Source organism: Lactobacillus sp. C449L (assembly GCF_059900815.1).
Genome location: NZ_JBWXGA010000001.1, coordinates 574,389 through 600,388, shown reverse-complemented (window position 1 = coordinate 600,388; position 26,000 = coordinate 574,389). Strand labels below are relative to the sequence as shown.

Genomic DNA, 26,000 nt, shown 5'->3' with positions numbered 1-26,000 from the left:
TTAAAAGTGGGGGTTTTTATTTTGGCAAATAATAATATTACAAATCAAAATTTAGCAATGAAAGAAGTTTTAATTGCTATGCATAAACTTGGCGGTCAAGTGACAAGAAAAGATATACGTAATGAAATTCGTGATAGCTCTAAAGTCTTTTCCGAAGCTGAAGTTGATAAAACACGGGTATCTAAAAAAAGTGGTGAAAAATATCATCCTTTTGATTACACAATAAACTTTGCCGTTAAATATTTGATTTTAGTTGGTTTTATTAATACGGATGATAATAGAATACTTGAACTGTCAGAAAAAGGGCGCAAGATTGACCTTGACACTTTTGATGCAGAAAAAGATGTTCGTCCGTTTTTGGAAGACAACAATTCAACTGAATTAAAGGCAAAAAGTTTAGATGAAGTTGCTGCAAGTAATATTTCAACTGATGAAGAAACAGAAGAGGACCAGTGGAGAGAAGACTTGCTCGATGCCTTAATGAAAATGAATCCCAAGAAGTTTGAACTGTTTTGTCGGGGTCTTTTAACCAAAATGGGTATTGACGTCGACGACAAAATTGGTGTTAGGTACGTAGCTGATGGTGGCTTAGACGGTTTTGGTTATGTTCGTTCAAATGATTACCGTACAACTAGAGTTGCTCTACAAGCAAAGCGTTGGCAAGGCAAAGTTTCTTCTCCTGAAATTGATAAATTTAGAGGAGCCATGGATAAATATAATGCGGAATTTGGCATTTTTATTACTAATTCTGACTTTACGCGTGATGCTGTGAGGACTGCTCGTCAGGGAACAAGAATCATCACCTTGATCAATGGCGATGAAATCTGTGATTTAGTTGCTAAGTATAATTATTACGTTGAACCTGTGACCACATATCGTTTAAAGGACTTTTACACTAAAAAAGACTAACTACTAATGCGCAATCTGAAATAAATTAGTGGATGTATTATTTTGTAGTTAAAGATGAAAAAAACGACCGTTTTTTGAGTTGATATCCATTTTACAGCATGCCTCAATCTTGTTAACCAAAATTTTAATACAAAACCAATGTACCATTTATTGAAATGTTATCCATTAACTATCTAATAACTACCGGACTTTAAAAATGACCAATACAATTAAATATTATCTTTATACAGCCTTCAAAAATACACGCTTTTCTCGAATAATTAGCGTGTTATTTGTTGTTCAGGTTTTAAAACTAAATTTAGTTCAATTCTCACTATTAGAATCAATTTATATGTTCGCACAGTTTTTCTCAGAAATTCCTAGCGGAATCTTAGGTGACCTATTTCAAAATAAAAAGGTGGTGCTTTCCGGACTACTGCTATCAGTGCTAACACCGTTGATTACAATTTCCACTCTCTTTCTGCCTAGGAGTCTAGTTTTTCCAGTATTGGTACTTTCCTTTGGACTGGAAGGAGTGGGCAATGCTTTAACTAGTGGTGCTGATGATGCTTTATTTTATGAAGGTATCCGCAACGATGGCGAAGAAAATAGTTATGGTAAAATTCGCGGGAATATGCAGCTGATTAGTTCAATTATTCTAGGCATAGCCACGGCTGTCGGGGGCTACTTATTCACTGCTAGCACAAAATTGCCATACCTTTTTCAATCATTATTTTTACTTGGTGCAGTATTCATTATTGCTACAACTAAAGAACAGAAAAATGTTGAAATAGCTAATCATGAAGAAAAAGAATCATATTCAAGTATGTTGAAAAGTATTTTGTCAGTTTTCAAGGATATGGCTCATTCTTCAAATATTCTATTTTTGTTTATTTTTATGATTATCATTACGGCTGTAGTCAATGCGATTTTCATGTTACTGCCCAACTATCTTTCACAGCTAGGCTTTGATGCTTCGACAAATGGCGGTGTTTTTATGATTTATAGTTTTGCAGGCGGGCTTGTGGCCACACAGGCTTATCGCTTAATTAAGTTAAAGTTTTCGACGTTAACAATTCTGATTGCGGGCTTATTGTTAGTTTCAACCGGCCTGCAATTACAAAGCAACAAGTATTTCTTTTTACTGGGTGCCGGGTTACTGTACATTACCTTAGATATTTTAGATCCGGTGGTCATGCAAATGCTGAATTTATGGGTTAGTGATAAATCGCGTGCAACATTTATTTCTGGCTTATCATTTGCAACTAGCTTAGTCACGATGATAATCAATCCGATTATTGGTGCAATCGTACAAAAATTTGGAACAATTAGTATGTTGACATCGACGACAATAGTTACAGTCATGATGATCGGAATTGCCTATATCCTAATTTTACGAACCAAAAAGAGTTCTAATCATGAATAAAACTGAAACATTACGTTACCTTGACCAACATCAAATCGATTATGAAAAAGTTGATCATCCAGCTATCTATAACATGCTAGATTTAGCCGAACTTCATTTGCCACATCCCGAAGCCGATGCAAAAAATTTGTTTATTTGTGATGATAAGAAAAAGCAATATTATTTACTGACTGTTAAGGGTGATAAAAAAGTCAATCTAAAAAAGTTTCGTCAAGAAAACGGTACTCGAAGACTAACATTTGCAACCCCGACTGACTTGATGACTATGCTGCAACTAGAGCCGGGAGCGGTAACACCGTTAGGACTATTAAATGACCAAAGTAAGCAAATTCCACTTTACTTAGATTCGTATTTTATTGCTCAGCCTTTAATTGCAGTGCATCCAAATGAAAATACCGCAACAGTTTGGCTTAAAAGTGAAGATTTAATTGCTTTGATTAAGGAACACGGTAATCCGGTTTACATTACTAAAATGTAAAAACTCAAATGAATGCTCCATTTTCTTATTGACAACCTTAAATCTTGGTGATAAATTAAAGATTAATTAAATAGTTTCATCTTGAAAAGCAGAGTAGTTATTGTAGTTGTCAATAAAGAGAGCTGGCAAAACGGTGAAAGCTAGTAGGCAAACAGTAATGAACATGGGCTTCTAATTGATGACTATTGGCGAACTAACTGAGCCAGTGGCGGAATTGCATCCGATAGCATTGCAAGCTATTGTTAGATAGCTAATGAGTTTTATTACGTGAGTAATAAATAAATTTAAGGTGGTAACACGAAGCACTCGTCCTTGTATAAGGGATGAGTGCTTTTTTATTTTTGGAGGTATTCTAATGACACAGACGGTTTTTACAAATGTCAATTTATTTAATGGTGCAGATGAAGAAATTAAACCGGATACTTTTTTGCTAGTGGACGATAATAGTGGGAAAATCACTAAAATAGGCAATGGGCAAATTCCTCAAGCTGATAAAACGGTGAATCTTGAAAGTAAGTACGTGATCCCTGGTCTGATTAACTGTCATACTCACATTATCATGGATCCGCTGACACCAGATGGCGGTACTGATACTGGCGAGGTTGCAGCCGTAGTGCAAGCACTGAGTAACTTGCATGACTTGCTAAAATCAGGTGTTACTTATATTCGCGAATGTGGCAGTACCTATGATATTGATATCGATTTGAGTAAGTTGATTCAACAGGGAAAAATCACTAAAGTTCCCGAAATTATGCCATCTGGTCGACCGTACTCGATGACTGGGGGACATGGCGACATGCCCAATTTTGGACATTTGGTTGATTCACCAGATGAGATGCGCAAGTTGGTACGTCAGGGAATTAAGCGCGGTGCTAAAGCAATCAAAGTCATGGCTACTGGAGGCGTAATGACCGAAAATGACTTCATGGATGATCCGCAACTTAGTGAAGACGAAATTCGGGTAGCTGTAGAGGAAGCTCATCACAAAGGTTTTATTGTTGCTGCACACGCCGAAGGTAACCCGGGAATTTTAAATGCTATTAAAGCTGGCGTCGATAGTATTGAGCATGGCTTTTACGTTAATGATGAAGAAATTAAGCTGATGCTAGAAAAAGGCACCTATTTGACACCTACGATTGTTGGTGCTTGGGCATTTATTGAATACGCTCCGGGTAAAATTCCTGATTGGGAAATGAACAAAATCGCTGCTGCTTGGAAAGATTTGCGCGGTAATATTACCGCCGCTAAAAATGCGGGAGTTCCGATTACTTTAGGCACGGATGCTGGTACTCCGTTTAACGACTTCAAAATGACGCCGGAAGAACTACCATTACTGGTCGAACAAGGCTTTACTAACTTTGAAGCGTTGCAAACCAGTGTGAATTCAGCTAAATTAATGAAAATTGACAATGAGTATGGCACTCTTACAGAAGGTAAATACGCTGACTTTTTAGTGCTTGATGAAAATCCTCTAGAAAAAATTACTGCAGTGGTTCAAAAGGACAAGGCCGTTTATAAGAAGGGGCATCGGGCATATTAAAAAGACAGTCCAAAGAAGCTATCGTAAAGATGGCTTTTTTAGTTAAAAAATAGTAATGCAGTATTGAAAAGTATAAGTCAGTCAAGTTTAAAACATCCTTCAAATAAATCTTTAATCTTTACCTAATTTTAGGTAGAATATTAAGTATACAGTTTAATCCAAAAAAGGAGGATTTATTTAATGAGAGCATTACTATACAACATGACCCCGGAGCAAAAGATCTATGTTGATAAATGGAATGAAGATCATCCCGAAGATGACTTGGTAACTACTGACGATGAGCTTGAAGCCGACACTGTCGATCAGGCTAAAGGCTTTGATGTGGTTAGTGTCTTGCAGATTTTTGACATCGACGATGAAGTAGTTTATCAAAAATTAGCTTCATTTGGAATTAAACATATTGCTTTACGTTCGGTTGGTTTCAATATTATTAACTTTGACTATGTAAAAAAATATAACATGTTGGTAACCAATACGCCGGCATATTCACCACGTGCCATTGCCGAAAACACTTTGACTTCGGCAATGTACTTGTTACGTAAATGGGGGCCGATTTTTAAAAATGAAAAAGAGGACTTGAACTTCGTTCGTGAAGAAAACCTGATGAGCGATGAAATTTACAACCAAACTGTCGGTGTTCTTGGCGTTGGCCGGATTGGTGGTGCAGTTGCTGAACTTTTCCATGCCATAGGTGCACGGGTAATTGGTTACGATGTGGTTGAAAATCCCGCTAACGAAGTTTTTCTTGAATATACTGATTTCGATACGGTAATTGAAGAAGCCGATATTCTGACTTTGCATACACCGTTAAGCCCTGAACTTGAAAATATGATTAGTGCCAAGCAGTTCAAACAAATGAAAAACACCGCTTATTTAATTAATGCTGCGCGAGGTCCACTTGTTAATACTGAAGACTTGATTGATGCATTGAAAAAACAAGAAATTGCGGGTGCTTCCCTTGACGTTATGACTGGTGAAGAGGCAATTGTCATGAAGAAATTCAAGGATATTTCTGAATTACCTGAAAATTATCGCGAGCTTGCTGCCATGCCTAATGTAATCTTTACCCCGCACTCTGCTTACTATACTAAGACTTCGGTCAAGAATATGATTAAGCAGAGTATGACCGATGCCAAAAGGGTTTTAGCTGGAGAAAAGCCAGTTTACCCTGTAGAAGGTTAATTGAGTTGATAAAAAAGACGACTAGCTAAATTAGCTAGTCATCTTTTTTGCAAATTATTTAAATTTAACTTTTATCAATTATAAGCTGATGTTGGTATAATAGACTAGTATATAAAAAGGCGGAGGAAAAAGATGAAGAGATTTCATCACAAGTACACACTGCCTGCAATTATTATACTGTTAATGGTTGCGGTTGGAATACTCATTGCCGGAGTATACAACTTACGTAGCCAAACAACACTCCCACCTGATTCTAATTCAAGCGCAATTGGGGTGGAACTCAACCAGAATTTTGGTTATATTGATTTACATGAATTGCAGTCAAATGGTGTCTCATTTGTTTATTTAAAAAGCACGCAAGGGCGGTCATATTTTGATGATGACTACTTGTCATACCGGGATCAAATTTTGGGCACTAAATTAGCTTTTGGTACGAGTATTGCTTATAGTAATGAATCAACCCCGTTAGAGCATTATCAATATTTTATGAAAAAAGTAGGTTTTAATACAGGCTCCTTACCGATTCTAATCGAACCGGCCGTTGATGATCGTAGTTTACGTTATATTAAGCAGATGGCTGAATTTGCGCGTATGCTGCAGAGTCAAAACAAGTTGGTTATGGTGGAAATAGAAGTTAAATATAAAAAGCACTTTCCGCCTAACGTACTCTTTATGACTAGCTGCAGGCGAGCCCCTAATAGAATGCAATATTCATTTTGGCGTTATACGAATGATGGCCGGGTAAAATCTGTCAAGGGGTTGGAAGATGGTGTTACGATGCTAGCATATAACGGTACCGTATCGCAGTATAAACAGAAATATGGACAGCTAACACAATAATGAAAACAGAAATTCAAACAGTTTTAACTAAATTAGGACTAACTAAGCCGACTCTAATTCAAGCAAAAGCAAGTGATCCAATTCGTAATGGTGCTAGTTGTATTGCTTTAGCTAAAACCGGTACGGGAAAGACTTTAGCGTATGCGCTGCCCGCGCTTGAACGGTTAACAGTGGGACAGCCAAATAGCTTAGTAATTTTTGCACCAACTACGGAACTTGCAGTGCAAATCCGGCATGCCATCAATCCTTTTATTCATGCACTGGGTCTGACTGGTATTACTCTAGTTGGTGCGGGCAATCGTAAGCGCCAAGAAGATAATTTGAAGAAAAAACATCCTGAAGTTGTGGTTGCAACGCCAGGAAGATTTTTCGACTTTTTCTCTAGTAATCGAATTAAGGTTAATCAAATTAAGACTCTGGTTATTGATGAAGCCGATGATATTCTTGAGTTCAATAAAATGGAACTGCTTAGTTCACTTGGTCAGAATATGCTTCCTGATTCACAAATTTTATTATTTGGTGCCACTGAGTCTGAGATTACCCAAAATGCCGCAGATATCTTTGCCCGTGAGTTCATGCTAATTGATGTTCGTTCTGAGCAAGAAACTACTGTGAAAAATTACTTTTTGCAGATTGATAATGCTCATAAAATTGACTTTTTGCAGCGTTTGATGCGACTTGATCGTTTTAAAGGAATTCTGTTTTTTGACTCTAATCAGACTATGATGCGTTTTGCGGGTATTCTTGCCCACACTAAAACTAAGTTCGGACTATTAGCAAACGAATTTGGTAAGCAAAAGCGTGAGGCTGCTTTGCGTGACTTTAAAGTTGGTTACACTCGACTGTTGGTTGCTACTGACTTAGCTGCTCGCGGTCTTGATATTCCAGGTGTTACTTATGTAGTCAATTACGATATTCCAAGTGAGACTAATACATATTTGCATCGCGCGGGGCGAACTGGCCGTATGGGGGCTAAAGGATACGTAGTTACTTTAGGTGATGATCACGACTTGCGCGACTTGAAAAAGTTATTGGGTGAGACGGTTAGTATTGAGCGAGCCTATTTTGCCGGCTACCATTTAACAACTGAGCTACCACAAAAGAAAACAGTTGAAGATAATTCTGAAAAAAAGAATACCAATCCCGTGCCAGTAAAAAAGAAAAAGCATAAAAAACACCAAAATAAAAACAAAGGCTACCATCCACACTATCTAAAGAAAAAGGAGCAAAAATGAGTCGATTAGTGGCTTGGCTAGAAGACTATATCTTACCTTTAGCCAACAAATTAGCCCAGACCAGCTGGTTAGTGGCATTGCGAGATGCATTTGTCTCGGTAATGCCGATTACGATTGCTGGTTCTATTGCGGTTTTAATCAAGAGTTTGATTGAAGCAGCCCGAATCAATTTGGGCTGGCAAACCTTTGCCTGGATAATGCAGCCTCTGACCTTAGTCAGCAATGTGGTTTGGCGAGGAACGTTTGCCTTATTTGCCCTGTTTTTGTCTATGTCGCTAGGCTACCATTTGGCTAAAAGCATGGAAGTTGACCCGATTGCAGGGTCAATTGTTTCCTTATCTTCTTTTGCCATGAGTATTGCCAATCTAACAAAACTTAAAATCAATGGCAAAAATGTGTCAATTCATCATGCATTTGATATTTCGCAATTTTCGACTACCGGTATTTTTACAGCAATTTTGTTTGGGACGATTGGTGTTTCGGTTTTTGCACTATGCTTGAAAGCGCGAATTAAATTTAACCTTTCGGCAACCTTGCCATATGCTGAGCAAATGGCGCTTGATTCGCTTATCCCAGCAATTATTGCAATTTTTGTTGTTGGAATAATCAATTTCATTTTTCAGACAGTTACCGGGACTTATTTTGGCAATTGGTTACTCAACTCAATCCAAACGCCGCTAGTAAAACTAGGTCAGGGTTTTGGCATGGTTTTATTAGTGACCTTGCTGGTTCAGATTTTTGGTTTTTTTGGTATCAACGGACTTGGTGTTTGGGCACCGCTGCTTGATTCAATTTGGCTGACTGCGCAAAACGTTAATGTCACTAATGTCCGAAACGGCCATGAAGCTTCATATATTTGGGTTCGCGGCTCCTTTGATGCTTTTGCATGGTTTGGCGGAGCAGGTGGCACGCTGATGTTAATCGTTGCGATATTACTATTCTCAAAACGTAGTGATTATCGAACGATTGCCAAAGTTGCTTTGGCACCAGGAGTTTTTAACATTAATGAGCCTATTGTTCTAGGTCTTCCTGTTGTTCTTAACCCAGTTTACTTTATTCCTTTTGTTTTAGCGCCATTAGTTAACGTAGCTTTTTCGTACTGGGTTACTTTAATGGGACTAGTAAATCCGGTACAAGTGGCTGTTCCGGGGATTGTACCGCCAATTATTGGACCGTTTTTAGCCTGCAATTATGATTGGCGTGCGATTGTTTTAAGCATTATTAATATGTTAATTGCTTTAGCTATCTGGACACCATTTGTTTTTGCAGCTGATAAAATTGCCGATTCAAACAATTCGGATCCATATTTTATGCGTCAGTTTTAGTTACTAAAAAAATTGGCTTTTAGCCATTAAATTTGGTAAAGTTAATTTACTGTGACCCTGTAGTTCATCTGGATAGAACAATGGTCTCCTAAACCGTAGAGGTGAGTTCGAATCTCACCGGGGTCATCAAAAAGCCTAACCGATTTCTAAAAAGGTTAGGCTTTTTAGTTATGCTTGAATTAATATAAAAAATGATTGCTAAGCAAAAAAACTAATTATCTATAGACGCTTTTACATTGGCCATTTCATTAATATAGCAGTTAGAATTCCGATAATGATGAATAGTAATATTGCTAGCAAAAGCAAGATCTTGCGGCTTTGAGTAGTGCGCTTACGATCAAAGGAAAAAACTAGAGAAAAGCTTGCTATAACAATAAGCGGAGCGGCAATTAATAATAAGATAAAATTATGGTCCATTTCTTCACCATTTTCTTGTTTTTACTAATTATTAAAACATAATAGCTTGAGTTTTTCTTACGAAATTAATATTATATAGAAATGGAGGCAGTTATGACAAAAGTAAAAGTAATGATGGTTTTTGGCACGCGCCCAGAAGCAATCAAAATGGCACCGTTAGTGCTAAAGTTGCAGACCGATGAGCGTTTCGATGAGGTTACGGTTGTTACTGCCCAGCATCGAGAGATGCTGGATCAGGTGCTCAAAATTTTTAAGATAACGCCTGACTATGATTTTAATATCATGAGAAAAAATCAATCACTTGAGAGTATTACTTCCAAAGTGATGATTGACATGGCAGAAGTTATCCAGAAAGAAAAGCCTGATATTGTTTTAGTTCATGGTGATACGACAACCAGTTTTGCCACTAGTTTAGCTAGTTACTATCAGCAATGCCCAATAGGTCACGTGGAGGCTGGTTTGCGCACTTGGAATAAGTATTCGCCTTTTCCCGAAGAAATGAATCGGCAGATGACTGATGATTTAGCTGATCTCTATTTTGCTCCTACCAAGTTGAGCAAAGCGAACTTGTTAAAAGAAAATCATAGTGCAGAAAATATCTTTATTACTGGTAATACTGCAATTGATGCCTTGCAGCAAACGGTTCAAGCTGATTATCATCACGAAGTGCTTGATTTAATTGAACCAGGAAATAAAGTGATCTTGGTAACAATGCATCGGCGTGAAAATCAGGGTGAACCGATGCGCCGTGTATTCAAGGTAATGAAGGAAGTTGTTGATAGTCATGATGACGTGGAAATTATTTATCCCGTGCATATGTCACCCAAGGTGCAAACCGTTGCAAATGAAGTTCTGGGTAATGATCCCCGAATTCATTTGATTGCACCGCTTGATGTGGTTGACTTTCACAACTTGGCTAAACGCAGCTACTTCATCATGACTGACTCTGGTGGTGTTCAAGAAGAAGCACCAGCGCTTAATAAACCAGTTTTGGTTTTACGTGACACAACAGAGCGTCCCGAAGGTGTTGCAGCTGGCACGCTTAAGTTAGTTGGAACCCAAGTTGATGAAGTTCGCTCAGCCATGTTGGAATTGTTAGAAAATAAAGCAGTTTATGAGCAAATGGCTAGTGCTAAAAATCCATATGGTGACGGTCATGCTTCGGAGCGTATTATGGATAGCATTGCTTATTATTTTTCAGATAAAAAGGGTAAGCGCCCAACAGATTTTGAATAAAAAAACCTGAATTCGTCGGTTCGAATTCAGGTTTTTATTTATTCAGTTTATCTTTTTGGGATTTAATTTTCGCTTTGGCCCGTTGAATCATCGTTGTTTCTTGAGCTTGAAAGACGGAACGGGTCGTTAAATAGTTAAAAATACCGACCAGAACTTGGTCTATTATCTTAACCAATAGAGCATTTAACTTTAGCCATGAAAGACCAACTAGCATAATTAAACTGTCTGGGATCAAGCTGATGATTCGATAGGTAAAGAACACTAGCAATTTTTGCCAAGTTGAGTGTTCCTGGTCAACATTATTAGTGAAAACAGCTTTTTGGTTAAAGAAAAAAGATGCCAAGTTGGAGACGACAAATGCCGTTGTATTAGAAATTAATACCGGGCTATGTAAGTATTTATGAATAACCATAAAAACTATAGTATTAATTAATGCTGCAATAAAGCCAAAAATCATATAGACAAACAAATTGCGATGTCTTTTGATCAGCTTTTGGCCCAAACGACGGATTGCCGGATCCGACCGCGAATTAAACTTGGCTGAACTGTCATTCTTTTCCTTAATCATTTAACTGATCAGCCATTTCTTTTGCGGCATTGTCAATTGCAGCAATTGCCTCATCATCAGGTGCATTTTCAATTGTTACTGCTTTAGTAATCTCTTTTGCACCAACCTGTTTAAACATTTTTTCGAAGTCAAACACATTTTCGCAAAAATGGTCAGCATAAATCATATCGCCGCTACCCATAACAGCAAAATATTTACCACTTAAGTCAAGTTCTTTTAGTTGCTCATAAAAATCAGCAACATCGTCGGTCATTTTACCTTCGCCATAGGTATAAGTAATGAAGATGCAAAGGTCACTGGTTAAGTAGTCGCTAGCATCGGTAAATTCTGCTTCACTAGTTTCAACATCAAAGCCATAATCTTGCAAATCTTCTTCTAAAATATCTGCAATATCCGCATCGTTGCCGGTCATACTGGCATAGACAATTCTAGCTTTCATCCTACTCCATACCCTCCATTTTCATTGGTTCATCATAATATTATACATAATTTATTCGGGTTGATGAAATTCTTTAGTAAAGTTTTTAAAAAAAGCTATAATATTAGTAAATATGATTTTACTACGAGGAGAAGTTAATTTTGATAACAATTAAATCCGTTCGGGAACTTAAAGGTATGCAAGCTTCAGGACGACTTTTAGCATCAATGTTTGAAGGACTACGTGAGGTAATTAAACCAGGAATTACGACTTGGGAAATTGAAGAATTTTGTCAAGAGTTTGTCAAAAGTAGAGGTGGACGTCTCTCAGAACAAGGCTTTGAAGGATATAAGTATGGTACTTGTATTTCAGTTAATGACCAAATTGCCCACGCCACGCCACGCAAAGATACAATTTTAAATGAAGGCGATTTGGTAAAAGTTGATGTTACCTGCAACCTTAATGGTTTTGAAACAGATTCCTGCACAACTTATGCAGTTGGTCAGATTTCTGATCAAGATCGTGATTTAATGGATGTAACCGAAAAAGCAATGTATCTGGGCATTGATCAAGCTGTTTTAGGTAACCGAATTGGTGACATTGGAGCGGTGATTCAGCATTTCGTAGAAGATGAGCACCACTATGGTGACGTGAAAGAACTAGTGGGTCACGGTATTCAGCCAAGTATTCATGAAGATCCTGAGGTTCCGCATTGGGGCAAGGCCGGTCATGGCTTGCGTTTGCGTGAAGGCATGACTATTACCGTTGAACCGATGGTTGAGGCTGGCGGTGACTGGCGCATTGCGCAAAAATCGGTTTCGGATCCTAACGATGACTGGGTATTTTATGCAACTCCTGACGGTTCGAAGTCGGCTCAATTCGAGCACACTTTTGCAATTACTAAAGACGGTCCTAAGATTTTGACTTTACAAAAGCCTTATGATGGTTATGAAAAGTACTTGCCTCATTTTGACGAAATGGATGACTAAATTGAATGGGTAGAAAAGCTGCCGCAGCCAAACGACGTGTTGCTTTGTTTTATAAAACACTATCAGTTAAATTCTCCCAAGGGGAAGTTCTGACTAGTGCAATTGCAATTGCTTATTATGTGCTATTCTCAATATTCCCACTGATAATTATCATCGGAAATATTTTACCTTTATTTCATATCGATACGGGTCCAATTGCTAGTTATTTAAAACTGATTTTTCCTGATCGAATTGCCAAATTTATCATGCCGATTATTGATTCATTGCTAAAAAGTAATTCTACCGGATATATTTCCTTTGGTATTTTGCTGGCCCTTTGGTCAGTATCGTCACTGGTTAACGCAATTCGTATTGGGATGAACCGAGTTTACGGGGTTCGAGAAGTTGAACTGCGCCAAAAGTGGCAGGTTACTGTATGGACGAGGTCAATTACCATTATCTTGACTAATGCAATGATTTTGGTGTTCACTTTGCTTAACTTAACCTTGATTTTTGGACAACAAGTTTTGAATTTTTTGCGACCGATTTTTTCGTTTTCAGTTGGAGAAATTGAAAGAGTATTCAGTTACCGTTATCCCGTAATTGTAATTACGTTGATGGCGGCACTGTATTATTTTAATTACTTTTTGCCAAATATTAAGCTGAAAAAAAGGGTTATTTGGCCGGGAGTCTTTACTACCTTGATTGGATGGTTACTTTTGTCATGGCTATTTAGCTTTTATCTGCACAATTTCCATATTAGTTGGGAAAACTACGGCATTATTGGCACCTTTATCATTTTCATGTTATGGCTCAATATTTCGTCAATTCTCTTTTTACTTGGAACTTGTGTTAATGCTGCAATTGTTTCGATGAATTACGGTGAAGTACAGTATTCGGTGGGACATTTGGCTGAATATGTCCAAAGAAAGCGCCGCCAATAAAACTGGCATCAAACCACTGAATTTGATATATTAGGTTCTAAGATTTAAAAGAAAGTGTATAAGGGATGAAAGTAAGGAAAGCCATTATTCCGGCAGCTGGACTGGGTACCAGATTTATGCCAGTCACTAAGGCGATGCCTAAGGAAATGTTGCCGATTGTCGATAAACCAACGATTCAGTTTATCGTTGAGGAAGCCAAAAAATCTGGAATTGAAGATATTCTAATTGTTACTGGTAAAAATAAACGCTCGATTGAAGACCATTTTGATTCGAACCCGGAGCTAGAACAAAATCTCCAAGAAAAAGGCAAAACGGGGCTGCTTAAAATGTCTCAGGAAATTACTCATTTAGGGATTAACATTTATTACACCAGACAGCCATATCCTGCCGGATTAGGTGATGCTATTGCACGTGGTCGCAGTTTTGTCGGAGATGAGCCTTTTGTAGTCATGTTGGGCGATGATTTGATGATGGACAAAGAGCCACTGACTAAGCAGCTGATTAACCGTTATAATGAAACTCACGCTTCGACTATTGCGGTAATGCCTGTTCCCCATGAAGAAGTTTCTAAGTATGGTGTAATTGAACCTGCAAATGAAATTGTACCTGGCTTAATTAATGTTAAATCATTTGTTGAAAAGCCTGATGTTGATCAAGCTCCAAGTGATTACGCAATTGTTGGTCGGTACTTACTGACTCCGGAAATTTTCGCAATTTTGCGTGACCAAAAACCGGATAAGGGTGGAGAAATCCAACTGACTGATGCAATTGATACCATGAATAAGACGCAGCGCGTTTTTGCTCATGTCTTTAAAGGTGTGCGCCACGATGTTGGTAACAAGGAAAATTATCTTGAAACTTCAATCGAATATGGTTTGCAGCATCCGGAAACTAAAGAGCAATTACGCCAATACATTATTGACTTAGGTCAAAAATTACAAGCGCAAGACAAGAAGAATAAATAGTTATTTTTCGAAACCATAATTTAATGGTTTCTTTTTTTGTCTAAATTTTTTCTAAATGTGGTTCGAATTACTATTCTTGAGCAGAAAATTTCGGTAATATGCAACATGAATATTTCGCTAGGAGAATAACTTAATGAAAAATATTTATGTTGTTGCGGCTAAAAGAACACCTTTTGGCCGTTATCGTGGTCTTTGGAATCAGAAAAACGCTATTGAGTTAGGTAAAATCACCTTAACCGAGACTTTGAACAGCATCAATTTGGATCCGCAAAAAGTTGACGCTTTATATATGGGTAACGTCTTGAGTGCAGGTCTGGGACAAAATATGGCGCGCCAAATTGCCCTTGGTGCTAGTATGAGAAAGCAAAGCAGCTGCGTAACCATTAATGAGGTCTGCGGTTCCAGTTTAAAGGCAATTCGGCTTGCACAAGGCCAGATGGAGCTCGGTGATTTTGGTATTGTTGCCGTTGGTGGCTCAGAGAGCATGACTAATTCGGTATATTTGGCAAAAGACAAAAGCGGTCAGGACTTGCAGAGTGAAATGATCAAAAATGGTCTGACTGATGCTTTTTCCGGTAAACATATGGGATTAACAGCTGAAAATGTTGCTGAAAAATATCAAATTTCGCGATCGGAAATGGATGAGTTTAGTGTTTGGTCTCACCAAAAAGCAGCTCAGGCCAAGCTTAATGGTTATTTTGATGATGAATTGATTAATGTTGCGGGCGAAAGAGTCTTTGATGAGAACATTCGCGATGATACTAGTGTTGAAGCCTTAAACAAGTTAAAACCAGTTTTCAAAGCTGATGGCTTAGTTACCGCTGGTAACGCTTCACCGCTAAGTGATGGGGCCAGTATCGTGGTGTTGGCAACAGCGGAAAAAGTTCAAGAACTAAACTTGAAGCCATTAGCGCGGATAGGTGAATTTGCCGAATCAGGAAATGATCCAGAATATATGGGATTTGCTCCATATTATGCCGTACAAAAGCTACTTGCAAAGACCAACGGTACCATTAATGACTACGATACCATTGAAGTAAACGAAGCTTTTGCAGCGCAATGTTTGGCTTTGAAAAACGCACTTGCAATTCCAGAGGATAAGCTAAATATGTTTGGTGGTGCCATTGCGCTTGGTCACCCATTAGCCGCAACTGGTACTCGCCTTGTTGGAACAGCTATTAACACATTGAACCGGGTTGCTGGTCAAAAGGCGTTAGTTACCCTTTGTATCGGTGGTGGACAGGCAATCGCTTGTGAACTGATTAGAGATTTTTAACTAATGAAATTTTACGAATTATCTCCAGAAAAAAGGCGCGCTATTTTAAGCGAGCAGGGAATAGAACTGGAAGAAGTAGAACCGCAAATTTTAAACGAACTTGATCAGTTAAGCGAAAATGTTATAGGTGAATTGCGCTTTCCAGTTGGTTTGGTGCAGAATTTACGGGTTAATGGCCAAAATTATCAAGTACCACTAGCAACTGAAGAGCCTTCAGTTGTGGCGGCGGCTAATCATGGAGCCAGTGTTTTTGCTCAAAATGGTGGCGTGAAAGCATCAGGGCAGCGTGATGGAATTTACGGTCAGATTATTTTGCAAGTTAATGCCGCTTTTGCTGCTGATGATTTGCAGTCGGCTTTTCCTCGGCTAATTGAACAAACTAATGCCGAATTTCCTAGTTTAATTCGGCATGGTGGTGGGGTCAAGACGGTTGAAATGACCCAAGCCGATGAACTGGTATATTTAAAAATTTTGATTGATCCAGCAGAAGCAATGGGTGCCAATCGAGTAAATTCAATTTTGGAATTTATGGCTACTGAAATGGCTGCTTTTCCAGGTGTTATTAGCAAACTTTTTGCAATTTTATCCAACTATCCTAGTCAATTTGCGCAAGCAGAAGTAAAAATAAACATTGCTAGTATTGGGGGGTTAAAAACTGCCAAGCAAGTTGCATTGCTTAGCGAAATTGGACAACATGATCCATATCGTGCAGTGACCAACAATAAGGGCATTATGAATGGTGTCGATGGCGTTTTAATGGCTACTGGCAATGACACTAGGGCAATTGAAGCAGCCTGCGGAGTTTGGGCTAATCAAGATGGACATTATCGCAGCTTTAGCAACTGGTCAGTTAAAAATGATCAATTAGTTGGCAAATTAAAATTGCCACTAGCAATTGGCACAGTTGGTGGTTCAATTAATTCGCGCCAAGATGTGCAACAAAGCTATCGAATATTAGGTAAAAAAATCACTAGTCAGGAACTAGCGAATGTAGTTGTGGCAACAGGCTTAGCCAATAACTTTGCTGCGCTTTTAGCTATTGCCACTACTGGCATTCAAGAGGGACACATGAAATTACAAGCCAAAAATATGGTGGCTAGTCTTGATGCAACACCCTCAGAAAAAGAAGCGGTACGCCAAAAAATGATTGCCCACAAGTTATATACATTAGATAGCGCAAAACAATTTTTAAAAGAAATGAGAGCAGGGAAATGATGCAAGTTGGAATTGATCGTATCGGTTTTTATACACCAAATAAATATGTAGACATTGCGGATTTAGCACGTGCGCGCGACGTAGATCCAAACAAGTTTTTGATCGGAATCGGTCAAAGTAAAATGAGTGTGGCTGACCAAACGCAAGATGCTGTTTCAATGGGCATCAACGCAACGCTGAGTTATATTGATGAAATTGAACGTGAAAGAGTTGGCTTGCTAATTTTGGGAACAGAAAGTGGCGTTGATCAATCAAAATCAGCTTCACTGTTTGTTAAAAGTGCACTAGAGCTTGCACCTGATGTGCGAACTTTTGAAGTTAAAGAGGCTTGTTTTGGTATGACAGCGGGAATTATGATTGCGCGTGATTATGTCCGTTTGCATCCGCATCATAGCGCAATTGTGATTGGTAGTGATATTGCCCGTTATGGTGTTAAAACCGGCGGAGAAGTAACCCAAGGTGCCGGTAGTATCAGTATGCTTATTAAGGCTAAGCCACAGATTATGGCGTTAAGAGATGGTCACAGTGCTTATAGTGCTGACATTAACGATTTTTGGCGTCCCAACGATTCTGCGGTTGCAATGGTTAATGGTAAGTATTCAAAAGAAGTATATTTAGACTTCTTTAAACGCACTTTTACAGAATACCAAAAAAAGACAGCGCTCCAAACTAGTGCTTTTACTGCTTTGATTTATCACCTTCCATTTGTCAAAATGGGTTTTAAGGCTAATCAGTTGGCTATTGAAGGTCAAGATGAAGTAACCACCAAACGGCTCGATAATAACTTTACTGCTGCAGCAAAATATAGTCGGGAAGTAGGAAATATTTATACGGCTTCACTTTACTTAAGTTTACTTAGCTTGCTGGAAAATGGTGCTTTACCTTCTGATGCTATTATTGGTTTATTTTCCTATGGTTCAGGTGCAATGGGTGAATTCTATGCTGGTCAAGTTATTTCTGGCTATGAAAATGCGCTTGATGTAAAAGCAGACCAAAAAATGATTACTCGGCGGCAAAAATTGTCGGTCGCTGAATATGAAGAAATTTTTAACCAAGCTCTGAATTTACCATTAGACAATCTTGAACTTACAAGTGACGAAGAACAAGGCTATTGGTACTTTGCCGGCACTAAAGATCACGTTCGTCAATACAAACAAAAGTAGTCTTACGCAGTTTAACTATAAAAAGGTCTCAAATGATTGATTTCTTTGAGACCTTTTTTGATATTCTAGTTTTTTAGAAAGTTTAACTTGCTTATCAAGAACTGGTAGCTTAGATTCAGCAAAATATTTTACGTCGTAAGTTTTTGATGGAAATTTCAACGGGAATTAAAAAATAGGTTTTTATGTTAGTCTAATTGAATTGCTTTCCGGTAATATTTGAATACCGTAAACCGGAATTTTCTCATCATTATTTTGAATAAATAATGGAATACTGCGACCATGTAAATTTTTAACTAAATAAGTCATTTTTGCCTTAGTCATGGGCTTTTGACCGGGGTAAACCAAGCACTCACTACTTGAAATTTTTAATTTTGCTAGAGGCTGAATTTGGTCATGAACTGTTAAAAATAGGGTGGTTTCATTACTTAAGTCACTCGTTAATTGCAATAGATCAGTTAATCTCATCTTATCATTCCTATACAAATTTTAAGTGTTATACTATTCTTTATTATTATAAAAAAGGTGGCTTTATCATTGAGACAATTAAAACATAAAAAATTGTGGCTTTCACTAGTCATTTTTGTTTTATTAATCTGTATGTTGTTCACTGGAGCGGGCATCTACTTCTTTAAGATGGCCTGCGTGCCTGGACCTAAGAGCTTTTTAAGTTCTTCTAGTAATGTAATTAAGAAATCTGATCCGCTATATAAGGAAAAAACATGGTTTAAAAAGACAGCAAAACAAAAATGGTATATCCAATCAGCTGACAACCAATACAAGTTGGCTGCTAACTATATTCCCAGTCGTGATTCGAAAAAAACTGTTGTTGTTTTACCGGGCTACATGGATACCAAAGAAGATATGGGCGAGTACGATGCGCTTTTCCACGAGCTAGGTTATAACACATTGACTCCTGATCCTCGTTCGCAAGGAAAAAGTGAAGGTAAGTACATTGGCTATGGTTGGCCCGAAAAAGAAGACGTTAAAAAATGGATTAATTTATTACTGCAAAAAAATGGTTCTGATCAGCAAATTGTGGTTTATGGTTTAAGCATGGGTGCCGCTACTGCAATGATGGTTAGTGGACTTAAACTACCTGCGCAAGTTAAGGCATTTGTTGAAGATTGTGGTTATACGAGTGTTAAAGACGAAATCGAGCACGAGGCCAAAGAGCTTTACAATATGCCCGCATTTCCACGTTTTCCGCTAGTCGAGATTTTGAGCGGAATTAATAAGCTAAAAGTTGGTTACTTTATGGCTGACGGTTCAAGTATCAATCAGCTTCATAAAAATCATCGACCAATGCTCTTTATTCATGGTGATAAAGATACTTTTGTTCCAACCAAAATGGTCTATCAAAATTATCATGCTACTAACGGCCCCAAAAAACTCTGGGTCACTGAGAACTCTAAGCACGCAAAATCTTTTTCTAATCATCCTAAGGCATACCGCAGGCATATTGAAACTTTTCTAAACAAGTACATTAAGTAGCTAAAGCAAATATATTGCAAGCGTTTACATAAAGCGCTAAGATATGAATGTGGCAAGAGGTGTATCGCGTACCAGGTTTTATCTCCATAATTCGTAAATTATTAAAATAAAGCTCATTGCATAACGAAATAGTTTGCTTTTTCTGACTATTGGAAACTAGTACTTCCAAAGTAGATTATATTTATCAGGCATTGACCACTATGAATCCCGATCAATAATATCTATACCCAAGATAAAACGAATCCTTGTCCACAAAAAATAGTTGTCGTTAATCCGGCAACTATTTTTAATTATTAGCGTAAAGTTAACTTAACTACACTTTCACATCGTGGCGTCTGAGGCAGCATATCGACATTTTCAATCAAGCGAACATCATAAACTTCGCTAAGTAAAACTAGATCTTGAGCAAGTGTTGATGGGTTACAAGAAATATAAACAAAAGTCTTTGGTTTGATTTTAAGCAGGGTTTTAATTAGGCTTTTTGCTAATCCCGTTCTTGGTGGATCAACAATTAATGCGTCAATTGGCACACCATTTCTCTCCAATTCAGGTAAGACTTTTTCGACGCTACCTTGAATATAATTAGCATTTTTAATCCGATTCAAATCAACATTATGCTTAGCATCTGCCACAGCTTCGGGAATAGTCTCAATTCCAATTACCTGTTTAACTTGTTCTGCTGCTAAAATTCCCAATGTACCCACGCCACTATATGCATCAATCAGTGTATCTTCAGGAGTTAAGTCAAGAAACTTAAGGGCTTCGGAATATAAAGTTGAAGTTTGGACTGGATTTAATTGGAAGAATGCTCTAGGTGATAATGCAAACTTTTTACCCAAAATTTCGTCAGTAATCTGGTTTTTACCAGCTAATTTTTCAGTTTTATTTCCCCAAACTTGCGGATTGCGCCAATCAGTTTCGTTTTGATAAACGCTAGCCACATTTGGTAATTTCATTATTTCTTTACTTAGGGCAATCAAATTTTTAATTACATGACCAACTGTAATTAAGGTAACTTGAATTTCCTTAGTAGCATGTGCTTGCCGCACTACAATGGTCTTTAAACCATCAAAATGACGGTAAGGATCAGCGACTGGAACGTGGAGTTTTTCTACTAAATCTTTGATTTCGCGTTCAGTTTTTTGACTTGCTTCATTTTGTGTTGGCATAATCGGCAAATCATATAGTTCATGAGAGTTTGGTGCGAATAACCCTAAACTAGTTTTACCGTGGTCTTGTTCAATTTGGTATTGCGCTTTGTTGCGATAATGCCATTCAGCTGGCGCAGGAATAGTCTTTTTAACCTTATATTTACTGAAATCACGAGGATGATATTTCTTTAGCGCCGCTAAAACATTATCACGTTTAAATTCCAGCTGCTTTTCGTAGGATAAATGTGCCAGCTCTAATCCGCCGATTGCAGGATCAACTCCCTTAGGGAAAGGAACCCGATCGGGACTTTTTTCTTTAATTCGAATAAGTTCTGCTTCGATGTAGTGTGGATACTCTTGGATAATCTTAGCAACCACAACTTCATTAGGCAAAGCGCCGGGAATAAAAATGATTTTCTTACGGTAATAGCCGATGCCCTCGCCGTTGATACCCAGACGCTTAATTGTAATAATTACGTCTTTTTCTTTAGTTTCGTTTTGTTTAAAATTCTTGTACATAATTTTTCTTTCTACAATAAAACGTTAAAATGATAACAATTTATTGTACTACCTAGGAAAAGTTTTTAGCAAGAAGGAAAGAAATTTGCTAGCATGTACTTATACCATAAGAAAGGTGAACTTAAATGCCAATTATTACTAAAGTGAGCAGTCAAAAAAGACCTGGTCGTTATAACGTTTATTTAGATGGCAAATACGCTTTTTCAGCTAGTGAAAAAACGGTGGCGGAATTTATGCTTTTAAAAGGGCAGGAACTAACCGCTGAAAAAGCTGCCGAAGTCAAACAGTTTGATGAAGATGCTAAGGCAACTAACTTGGCTTCAAGCTACTTAAACTTTGAGCCTAGAACAGTATTTGAAGTTTTGCAATATCTAAAAGAGCATAATGTAGCAAATGAACCAGCTCAAAGAGCAGTTGCTCAGTTAACCGAAATGGGATTTTTGGATGATCAAAAGTATGTTGATTTAGCTATTAGGCAAAATTTACGGATTGGCACCGATGGTCCGTTAAGTTTGTCAAAAAAGCTCACCCAAAAAGGCATTGATCCAGAAACTGTCCAATTAGGACTTGAGCAAGTTGCTGATGATGACTGGCAGGATGCGGGGAAGCGTGTTCTTAAGTCAATGAAGAGCAAAATTGGTCGCCTATCTCAGCGTGAGCTAGAGCAAAAAATGCGTACTAAGTTATTAAGCCACGGTTTTTCAGGTGCAATTGCCAGCGCAATCATTGAGGGACTCGGTTTGGAATCCGATGAAGATGAGCAACTTGAGGCTTTAAAAAAGCAGGGTGTGAAAGCATATAAGAGATTTCGTCGTTTTTCAGAAAGTGAACGAGAAAGCAAAATGCGCAATTATCTTTATACTCATGGCTTTTCAAGTGATGAGATTGACGCTTTTCTTGCTGGCGAGATCATTCCGCTAGATGAATTGGCAGAATATTAGGAGTTTTTATGAAGAGACAACAAAACGAAATAACATTTATTGGTAAACCATTTGCTGATCAACTGATGGATGAGCAAAAAACTTTTAACGGTTGCAATTTAGAAATGGAACAAGATCAGGTTTTTCAAAGTTTTTTAGCAACTAACCAGCTACAAAATTATCGCAGTAGCATGATTGTTTTTGGACCAGAAAACTTCATGTACTGGTACGGAGTAGTTGTACCAAATAAAGTAGAAGTGCCAACTGGATTAATGAAATTTGTTTTACCTAAAGCTCTGGTTGCCGTAGAAGAAGAGCCCCAAACGATGACCTTTTTTAGTCAGCCGCTTAATCAAGTTGTACCAAAATTGCTTGAAAAAGTTAGAGCTGAAGGTATACAAACTTATGAGAATCCAGGTGATAGTTTAACGCCATACCTTGTTCAGAATCTTAATTTAGAGACTAAAAAACTGACCCAGATGCTCTATCTTGAGGTCAGTAATTAGTTAATGTTGTTTAGGGTCAATCGATAGGTTATCGTATTCAACATAGGCTCCCAAACAAGTTGATAAAAGCATTACCAAGAAGACAAAGCCAACCGATTTTCCAACAATTTGGTCTAAAGTGAGAAATTCTCGCACTACAAAAGTAGCAGCAAAGCAAAGAATAAAGTCTAAAACAACGTTGGCAAGCTGAATAAGAGGCCGGCGTCTAATGCTGAAAAAGCGTAGTAGTTGTTTAAGCAGGCCATCGTTAACTTCGACTGCTAGTAAATCAACGGGTCGCTGAATGGTAGCTTTAATTGCAAACATGATTAGCGCGCCAACAAAAGCACCAATTGAGGTTCGAACCAAGTCACCAGAATGCAAGACTAGGGCATTGTAGCCAATTCCGATAATGGTCAAGCTGCATAAGTACGGTATTAAAAGTAAAAATGTAAATACAAGTAAGACGTGACTTTTTTTCATTGATTAAACCTCATTTCTTACGTGCTATTCTAACATATCATTTAAGTACATGATATAATAGAAATATTAAACTTGCTATTTAAGAAAGAGAGAAAAAATATGACTAGCGACCCTGATAAGGGGAATTTATTTAATATTCTGAAAAATAAATTATCCCCTTCAAGCGATGAAGAAACCAAAGAGCATTTAACTGAGGAAATTCAAGCACTTCATGATAAACAAAAAATCAGCGATACGGAATTTTCCATGTTAAATAATGTTTTGGATTTTCAGGGACGGATGGTTCGTGAGGTCATGGTACCGCGAATCGATGCCTTTATGGTTGATTGTGAGGAGAGCTTACAAGATAACTTGGAAGAAATCCTGCGTGAACCATATTCGCGGATTCCGGTTTATAAGCAAGATAAAGACAAAACTGTCGGCGTTATCCATATTCGAACTGTTTTACGAAAAGCTTGGGAAAAGGGCTTTGATAAGATTGATTATGATGATGTGATGAATCCGCCATTGTTTGCACCTGAAACAACTGACTTAAGCGAGCTTTTAGTTGAAATGCAAAAAACGCAGCAACAGCTTGCCATTTTAACCGATGAGTATGGTGGCATTGTCGGAATCGCTACAATCGAAGATTTAATTGAAGAAATTGTCGGTAATATTGACGATGAAGTTGACCGTACTGAGGTTTTATCTAAGCAAATTGCGCCAAATAAATATGTCATTTATGGTAAAATGCCCCTCGATGATTTTAATGAACAATTCGGCACCGATCTTGAAATGGAAGATGTTGACACCATTGCTGGTTATGTGATTACTAAGCTTGGTATTATTCCAGCCAAAGGCGAAAAACTATCAGTCAAACTTGACAACGGCATGATTTTAACCACGCGCAGGATGATGCGTTCAAGATTGCTGACAGTCTTATTGACAATTCCAGAAAAGGAACAAAAGGAAGAAGAGCAAAGTAATTAATGAGTGAAAAACTTATTGACAAAGTTAAAAAAAGAAGAACATTTGCGATTATCTCGCACCCTGATGCTGGGAAAACGACGATTACAGAGCAAATGCTTCTTTTTGGTGGCGTTATTCACAGTGCAGGTACAGTAAAAGCCCGTAAAACTGGGCATTATGCAACTAGTGACTGGATGGAAATTGAAAAGCAACGTGGAATTTCAGTTACCAGTTCAGTAATGCAGTTTGAATATGATAATAAGAGAATCAATATTTTAGATACTCCTGGACATGAAGATTTTTCAGAAGATACCTATCGAACATTAATGGCTGTTGACTCAGCTGTGATGGTAATCGATTCGGCTAAAGGAATTGAGCCGCAGACAAAGAAGCTGTTCAAGGTGGTCAAACAACGCGGTATTCCAATATTTACTTTTATGAATAAGCTCGATCGTGATGGTCGTCCGCCTTTGGACTTGATTGCAGAGCTAGAAGACTTGCTTGGCATTGAAGGGGTGGCGATGAACTGGCCAATTGGTTCAGGTCAAACTTTGCAGGGATTATATGATATTGCTAATAACCAAGTTGAATTGTATCGTAAGTCAGGCTCAGAACGCTTTTTACCACTTGACGAGAAGGGTAAACTACCTGAAAGAGATCAACTCAGCCAAAATCCCCAGTATCAAGACACACTAGATGAGATTGAACTGATTAAAGAAGCTGGCAACACTTTTGATGCCGAAAAAATTGCTAAAGGTGACCAAACTCCTGTCTTCTTTGGTTCAGCTTTGACTAACTTTGGTGTGGAAACGTTTTTGAAGAGCTTTGTTAAACTTGCACCTTCGCCGGAAAGTCATACCGTTAATGAAACTGAAACATTAAGTCCGGAAGATTCTGAATTTTCTGGCTTTGTTTTTAAAATTCAAGCTAATATGAATCCTAACCATCGTGACCGAATTGCCTTTATTCGAATTGGTAGTGGAGAATTTAAAAAAGGGCTAGATGTTACCTTAGCAAGAACTGGCAAACCAATTCGTCTCAATAATGCAACTGAATTTATGTCTAGTGAGCGAGTGCAAGTTTCCGATGCTGTTGCTGGTGATATCGTGGGTCTTTATGATACTGGTAATTTTCAAATTGGTGATAGTATTTATGCTGGCAAAAACGAAATTATTTATCCGCCACTTCCGGAGTTTACGCCAGAGCTTTTTGTACGTGTAACTGCTAAAAACGTAATGAAGCAGAAATCGTTTCATAAAGGCATAAACCAACTAGTCCAAGAAGGTGCGATCCAGCTTTACCGAAATTACCAGACGGATGATTATATTTTAGGAGCGGTAGGACAATTACAATTCGAAGTTTTCAAGTTTAGAATGAAGAACGAATACAACTCAGATGTTGAACTAGATAGTATTGGCCATCGAGTAGCGCGCTGGATTGATCCGGAACAACTTGATCCGGCGATGTCAAACAGTCGTAACTTATTGGTTAAAGATCGCTATGATCAACCTTTATTCTTGTTTGAAAATCAATTTGCGGAGCGTTTTTTCCAAGACAAATATCCAGATGTTAGATTAACCGAAAAATTATAAATGAAAAAACAAACAAAAAAGCTGACAGATTGTCAGCTTTTTTGTCTACTTGTCAATGTGGATTTCGATTAAACGTTGACTTTTGTCAAAAGTTACCACGTACGAAGGATCTTTCTCCTTAACTAGTCGCTTAATGACAAACTCCGCTTCTTCCTTACGGATTCGACGATCGTGATTTTCTAAGGCAATTCCAATTGCTTCGTTGCTTTCGGTGTAAATAACACTGGTATTGCCCAAAGAATATACCTTGACGTAATTAACGTTTGTCGAATTTAGTTGGCTATGAACTAGGTCCTTATAACTATTGGTTACATCTATTAAATGCAT

At 38.0% G+C, this 26,000-nt stretch carries 26 protein-coding genes and 1 tRNA gene; 21 read left to right on the top strand and 6 right to left on the bottom strand.

What is annotated here, in order from left to right:
• Positions 1-21: 21 nt before the first annotated feature.
• From AC2JF9_RS02840 to wecB, 10 genes are all read left to right on the top strand, one after another.
• Positions 22-909, top strand: a complete 888-nt coding sequence (locus AC2JF9_RS02840; RefSeq protein ID WP_500725286.1) for a restriction endonuclease — start codon at positions 22-24, stop codon at positions 907-909.
• Between the two features lie 196 nt (positions 910-1,105).
• Positions 1,106-2,314 carry an MFS transporter gene (locus AC2JF9_RS02835; protein WP_500725285.1) on the top strand — a complete coding sequence of 403 codons (1,209 nt, stop codon included), beginning with the start codon at positions 1,106-1,108 and terminating at the stop codon, positions 2,312-2,314.
• The gene (locus tag AC2JF9_RS02830; RefSeq protein WP_500725283.1) at positions 2,307-2,792 is read left to right on the top strand and encodes a prolyl-tRNA synthetase associated domain-containing protein; all 486 of its coding nucleotides are present in this window, start codon (positions 2,307-2,309) and stop codon (positions 2,790-2,792) included. The genes AC2JF9_RS02835 and AC2JF9_RS02830 overlap by 8 nt, the downstream gene beginning before the upstream one ends.
• 355 nt (positions 2,793-3,147) lie before the next feature.
• Positions 3,148-4,332 (top strand): metal-dependent hydrolase family protein, encoded by a 1,185-nt coding sequence (locus AC2JF9_RS02825; RefSeq protein WP_500725281.1) that lies wholly within the window; start codon positions 3,148-3,150, stop codon positions 4,330-4,332.
• A 180-nt stretch (positions 4,333-4,512) separates the two neighbouring features.
• Positions 4,513-5,514: a D-2-hydroxyacid dehydrogenase gene (locus AC2JF9_RS02820; protein WP_500725280.1), complete on the top strand. Its 1,002-nt coding sequence runs from the start codon at positions 4,513-4,515 to the stop codon at positions 5,512-5,514.
• Positions 5,515-5,646: 132 nt separating this feature from the next.
• Positions 5,647-6,354 (top strand): GH25 family lysozyme, encoded by a 708-nt coding sequence (locus AC2JF9_RS02815; RefSeq protein WP_500725278.1) that lies wholly within the window; start codon positions 5,647-5,649, stop codon positions 6,352-6,354.
• Positions 6,351-7,589 (top strand): DEAD/DEAH box helicase, encoded by a 1,239-nt coding sequence (locus tag AC2JF9_RS02810; RefSeq protein WP_500725392.1) that lies wholly within the window; start codon positions 6,351-6,353, stop codon positions 7,587-7,589. The genes AC2JF9_RS02815 and AC2JF9_RS02810 overlap by 4 nt, the downstream gene beginning before the upstream one ends.
• Positions 7,586-8,914, top strand: coding sequence for a PTS sugar transporter subunit IIC (locus AC2JF9_RS02805; RefSeq protein WP_500725276.1), 1,329 nt, complete (start codon positions 7,586-7,588; stop codon positions 8,912-8,914). Before AC2JF9_RS02810 ends, AC2JF9_RS02805 begins: the two co-directional genes overlap by 4 nt.
• Positions 8,915-8,967: 53 nt before the next feature.
• Positions 8,968-9,040 (top strand) — tRNA-Arg (locus AC2JF9_RS02800).
• A gap of 384 nt (positions 9,041-9,424) precedes the next feature.
• Entirely contained in the window at positions 9,425-10,567 is a 1,143-nt protein-coding gene (gene wecB, locus AC2JF9_RS02795; protein ID WP_500725274.1) for a non-hydrolyzing UDP-N-acetylglucosamine 2-epimerase, read from the top strand.
• 34 nt (positions 10,568-10,601) lie between these two features.
• Here the strand turns inward: wecB and AC2JF9_RS02790 are convergent, their stop codons facing one another.
• Complete coding sequence (locus tag AC2JF9_RS02790) at positions 10,602-11,135, bottom strand: GtrA family protein (protein ID WP_500725271.1); 534 nt, start codon at positions 11,133-11,135, stop codon at positions 10,602-10,604.
• Positions 11,128-11,574 (bottom strand): flavodoxin, encoded by a 447-nt coding sequence (locus AC2JF9_RS02785; protein WP_500725269.1) that lies wholly within the window; start codon positions 11,572-11,574, stop codon positions 11,128-11,130. The genes AC2JF9_RS02790 and AC2JF9_RS02785 overlap by 8 nt, the downstream gene beginning before the upstream one ends.
• Before the next feature lie 140 nt (positions 11,575-11,714).
• Here AC2JF9_RS02785 and map point away from each other — a divergent pair, with 140 nt between their 5' ends.
• The 6 genes from map (at position 11,715) to AC2JF9_RS02755 (ending at position 18,084) form a co-directional block, all read left to right on the top strand.
• Positions 11,715-12,542, top strand: a complete 828-nt coding sequence (gene map / locus AC2JF9_RS02780; RefSeq protein ID WP_500725267.1) for a type I methionyl aminopeptidase — start codon at positions 11,715-11,717, stop codon at positions 12,540-12,542.
• A gap of 5 nt (positions 12,543-12,547) precedes the next feature.
• Complete coding sequence (locus tag AC2JF9_RS02775; protein WP_500725265.1) at positions 12,548-13,465, top strand: YihY/virulence factor BrkB family protein; 918 nt, start codon at positions 12,548-12,550, stop codon at positions 13,463-13,465.
• A 65-nt stretch (positions 13,466-13,530) separates the two neighbouring features.
• Positions 13,531-14,430: a UTP--glucose-1-phosphate uridylyltransferase GalU gene (gene galU, locus AC2JF9_RS02770; RefSeq protein ID WP_500725263.1), complete on the top strand. Its 900-nt coding sequence runs from the start codon at positions 13,531-13,533 to the stop codon at positions 14,428-14,430.
• A gap of 133 nt (positions 14,431-14,563) precedes the next feature.
• Positions 14,564-15,706, top strand: coding sequence for a thiolase family protein (locus AC2JF9_RS02765; RefSeq protein WP_500725262.1), 1,143 nt, complete (start codon positions 14,564-14,566; stop codon positions 15,704-15,706).
• A 3-nt stretch (positions 15,707-15,709) separates the two neighbouring features.
• Entirely contained in the window at positions 15,710-16,921 is a 1,212-nt protein-coding gene (locus tag AC2JF9_RS02760; protein ID WP_500725261.1) for a hydroxymethylglutaryl-CoA reductase, degradative, read from the top strand.
• On the top strand, positions 16,921-18,084 hold the full coding sequence (locus AC2JF9_RS02755) for a hydroxymethylglutaryl-CoA synthase (RefSeq protein ID WP_500725391.1): 1,164 nt from the start codon (positions 16,921-16,923) through the stop codon (positions 18,082-18,084). The genes AC2JF9_RS02760 and AC2JF9_RS02755 overlap by 1 nt, the downstream gene beginning before the upstream one ends.
• Positions 18,085-18,264: 180 nt before the next feature.
• On the opposite strand, the gene AC2JF9_RS02750 is transcribed toward AC2JF9_RS02755, so the two are convergent.
• On the bottom strand, positions 18,265-18,549 hold the full coding sequence (locus AC2JF9_RS02750; protein ID WP_500725259.1) for a hypothetical protein: 285 nt from the start codon (positions 18,547-18,549) through the stop codon (positions 18,265-18,267).
• 132 nt (positions 18,550-18,681) lie between these two features.
• Between AC2JF9_RS02750 and AC2JF9_RS02745 the strand changes: the two genes are divergently transcribed.
• Positions 18,682-19,575: an alpha/beta hydrolase gene (locus tag AC2JF9_RS02745; protein ID WP_500725390.1), complete on the top strand. Its 894-nt coding sequence runs from the start codon at positions 18,682-18,684 to the stop codon at positions 19,573-19,575.
• A 293-nt stretch (positions 19,576-19,868) separates the two neighbouring features.
• On the opposite strand, the gene rlmD is transcribed toward AC2JF9_RS02745, so the two are convergent.
• Positions 19,869-21,245, bottom strand: coding sequence for a 23S rRNA (uracil(1939)-C(5))-methyltransferase RlmD (gene rlmD / locus AC2JF9_RS02740; RefSeq protein WP_500725257.1), 1,377 nt, complete (start codon positions 21,243-21,245; stop codon positions 19,869-19,871).
• A gap of 125 nt (positions 21,246-21,370) precedes the next feature.
• On the opposite strand from rlmD, the gene recX reads away from it, so the two are divergent.
• Positions 21,371-22,186: a recombination regulator RecX gene (gene recX, locus AC2JF9_RS02735; RefSeq protein ID WP_500725255.1), complete on the top strand. Its 816-nt coding sequence runs from the start codon at positions 21,371-21,373 to the stop codon at positions 22,184-22,186.
• Between the two features lie 8 nt (positions 22,187-22,194).
• Positions 22,195-22,671 (top strand): hypothetical protein, encoded by a 477-nt coding sequence (locus AC2JF9_RS02730; RefSeq protein ID WP_500725254.1) that lies wholly within the window; start codon positions 22,195-22,197, stop codon positions 22,669-22,671.
• On the opposite strand, the gene AC2JF9_RS02725 is transcribed toward AC2JF9_RS02730, so the two are convergent.
• Entirely contained in the window at positions 22,672-23,133 is a 462-nt protein-coding gene (locus tag AC2JF9_RS02725) for a hypothetical protein (RefSeq protein WP_500725252.1), read from the bottom strand.
• A gap of 99 nt (positions 23,134-23,232) precedes the next feature.
• Here AC2JF9_RS02725 and AC2JF9_RS02720 point away from each other — a divergent pair, with 99 nt between their 5' ends.
• Both AC2JF9_RS02720 and AC2JF9_RS02715 read left to right on the top strand, forming a co-directional pair.
• Positions 23,233-24,102 (top strand): hemolysin family protein, encoded by an 870-nt coding sequence (locus AC2JF9_RS02720; RefSeq protein WP_500725250.1) that lies wholly within the window; start codon positions 23,233-23,235, stop codon positions 24,100-24,102.
• Positions 24,102-25,673 carry a peptide chain release factor 3 gene (locus tag AC2JF9_RS02715; protein ID WP_500725248.1) on the top strand — a complete coding sequence of 524 codons (1,572 nt, stop codon included), beginning with the start codon at positions 24,102-24,104 and terminating at the stop codon, positions 25,671-25,673. The genes AC2JF9_RS02720 and AC2JF9_RS02715 overlap by 1 nt, the downstream gene beginning before the upstream one ends.
• Before the next feature lie 45 nt (positions 25,674-25,718).
• Here the strand turns inward: AC2JF9_RS02715 and AC2JF9_RS02710 are convergent, their stop codons facing one another.
• Positions 25,719-26,000, bottom strand: coding sequence for a DUF1827 family protein (locus tag AC2JF9_RS02710; RefSeq protein WP_500725246.1), 282 nt, complete (start codon positions 25,998-26,000; stop codon positions 25,719-25,721).

Bases quoted from the DNA above. Each gene is read 5' to 3' on its own strand.
- AC2JF9_RS02835 (WP_500725285.1), top strand. From the start codon at position 1,106: ATGACCAATACAATTAAATATTATCTTTATACAGCCTTCAAAAATACA.
- AC2JF9_RS02830 (WP_500725283.1), top strand. From the start codon at position 2,307: ATGAATAAAACTGAAACATTACGTTACCTTGACCAACATCAAATCGAT.
- AC2JF9_RS02825 (WP_500725281.1), top strand. From the start codon at position 3,148: ATGACACAGACGGTTTTTACAAATGTCAATTTATTTAATGGTGCAGAT.
- AC2JF9_RS02820 (WP_500725280.1), top strand. From the start codon at position 4,513: ATGAGAGCATTACTATACAACATGACCCCGGAGCAAAAGATCTATGTT.
- AC2JF9_RS02815 (WP_500725278.1), top strand. From the start codon at position 5,647: ATGAAGAGATTTCATCACAAGTACACACTGCCTGCAATTATTATACTG.
- AC2JF9_RS02805 (WP_500725276.1), top strand. From the start codon at position 7,586: ATGAGTCGATTAGTGGCTTGGCTAGAAGACTATATCTTACCTTTAGCC.
- wecB (WP_500725274.1), top strand. From the start codon at position 9,425: ATGACAAAAGTAAAAGTAATGATGGTTTTTGGCACGCGCCCAGAAGCA.
- AC2JF9_RS02790 (WP_500725271.1), bottom strand. From the start codon at position 11,135: ATGATTAAGGAAAAGAATGACAGTTCAGCCAAGTTTAATTCGCGGTCG.
- AC2JF9_RS02785 (WP_500725269.1), bottom strand. From the start codon at position 11,574: ATGAAAGCTAGAATTGTCTATGCCAGTATGACCGGCAACGATGCGGAT.
- AC2JF9_RS02775 (WP_500725265.1), top strand. From the start codon at position 12,548: ATGGGTAGAAAAGCTGCCGCAGCCAAACGACGTGTTGCTTTGTTTTAT.
- galU (WP_500725263.1), top strand. From the start codon at position 13,531: ATGAAAGTAAGGAAAGCCATTATTCCGGCAGCTGGACTGGGTACCAGA.
- AC2JF9_RS02765 (WP_500725262.1), top strand. From the start codon at position 14,564: ATGAAAAATATTTATGTTGTTGCGGCTAAAAGAACACCTTTTGGCCGT.
- AC2JF9_RS02760 (WP_500725261.1), top strand. From the start codon at position 15,710: ATGAAATTTTACGAATTATCTCCAGAAAAAAGGCGCGCTATTTTAAGC.
- AC2JF9_RS02755 (WP_500725391.1), top strand. From the start codon at position 16,921: ATGCAAGTTGGAATTGATCGTATCGGTTTTTATACACCAAATAAATAT.
- AC2JF9_RS02750 (WP_500725259.1), bottom strand. From the start codon at position 18,549: ATGAGATTAACTGATCTATTGCAATTAACGAGTGACTTAAGTAATGAA.
- AC2JF9_RS02745 (WP_500725390.1), top strand. From the start codon at position 18,682: ATGTTGTTCACTGGAGCGGGCATCTACTTCTTTAAGATGGCCTGCGTG.
- rlmD (WP_500725257.1), bottom strand. From the start codon at position 21,245: ATGTACAAGAATTTTAAACAAAACGAAACTAAAGAAAAAGACGTAATT.
- recX (WP_500725255.1), top strand. From the start codon at position 21,371: ATGCCAATTATTACTAAAGTGAGCAGTCAAAAAAGACCTGGTCGTTAT.
- AC2JF9_RS02730 (WP_500725254.1), top strand. From the start codon at position 22,195: ATGAAGAGACAACAAAACGAAATAACATTTATTGGTAAACCATTTGCT.
- AC2JF9_RS02725 (WP_500725252.1), bottom strand. From the start codon at position 23,133: ATGAAAAAAAGTCACGTCTTACTTGTATTTACATTTTTACTTTTAATA.
- AC2JF9_RS02720 (WP_500725250.1), top strand. From the start codon at position 23,233: ATGACTAGCGACCCTGATAAGGGGAATTTATTTAATATTCTGAAAAAT.
- AC2JF9_RS02715 (WP_500725248.1), top strand. From the start codon at position 24,102: ATGAGTGAAAAACTTATTGACAAAGTTAAAAAAAGAAGAACATTTGCG.
- AC2JF9_RS02710 (WP_500725246.1), bottom strand. From the start codon at position 26,000: ATGCATTTAATAGATGTAACCAATAGTTATAAGGACCTAGTTCATAGC.